Origin of the sequence: Tamlana sp. 2_MG-2023 (genome assembly GCF_030548465.1) — a bacterium.
GTDB lineage: Bacteria > Bacteroidota > Bacteroidia > Flavobacteriales > Flavobacteriaceae > Pseudotamlana.
This window is the reverse complement of sequence record NZ_JAUOSF010000042.1, coordinates 1-675: the sequence shown is the minus strand read 5'-3', so window position 1 is coordinate 675 and position 675 is coordinate 1. Positions and strand designations below refer to the sequence as shown.

Annotated in this window: 2 pseudogenes; both read left to right on the top strand. The window is 33.9% G+C overall.

Annotated features, from left to right (window positions below):
- Positions 1–346, top strand: a pseudogene (locus Q4566_RS17015) (SusC/RagA family TonB-linked outer membrane protein); the annotation flags it as partial.
- 12 nt (positions 347–358) lie between these two features.
- Positions 359–675 (top strand): annotated as a pseudogene (locus Q4566_RS17010) (hypothetical protein); the annotation flags it as partial.

The following is a 675-nucleotide window of genomic DNA, read 5'->3' as shown; positions in this document are numbered from 1 at the left end:
TATGAGAAACCAACCTGAAGCCGTATTAGATCGCTGGCAAAATGTTGGTGATGAGGCTGATTTTCAAAAATTCACAGCAGGTAATTATCAAACAACAATTGCTTTTACTAATGCAAGAAATTATGGAGATAATTTTTATCAAAACATATACTTTATCCGCCTCAAAAACTTAAGTCTGTCATATAAAATCCCTGTCGATCGCACGCCGTTTAGTTCGGCCAAAGTTTATTTTCAAGGGCAAAACCTTTTGACTTTTACAGATTTTAAAGGCCTTGACCCAGAAGGAGCCTCCCGATCTATACCGCCTTTAAGAATTCTTAGTTTGGGGCTTCAATGTTCATTTTAAAAATTAGAAATTATGTACAAAAAAATAAATAAATATATCACGTTTAAAAGAGGTGTTAAAAATTCTTTATATGTTGTGTTACTTAGCGTTTTTATTATAAGCTGTGAAGATTTTATAGAGATTGATCCTCCAAAAACAGAATTGGTTAGTGAAACCATTTATGAGGATGATATTACAGCCAAAGCCGTTATGGATGGTGTTTATAGTCGTATGGTTGAAAGTCTTGGCTATGCTGGAGGTTTTTCAAATAGTATTACTGTAAAGAATGGACTAGCAAGTGATGAGCTTGTTGCAAATGTTCCTGGTGACCCATTTTATGAAAACCAATT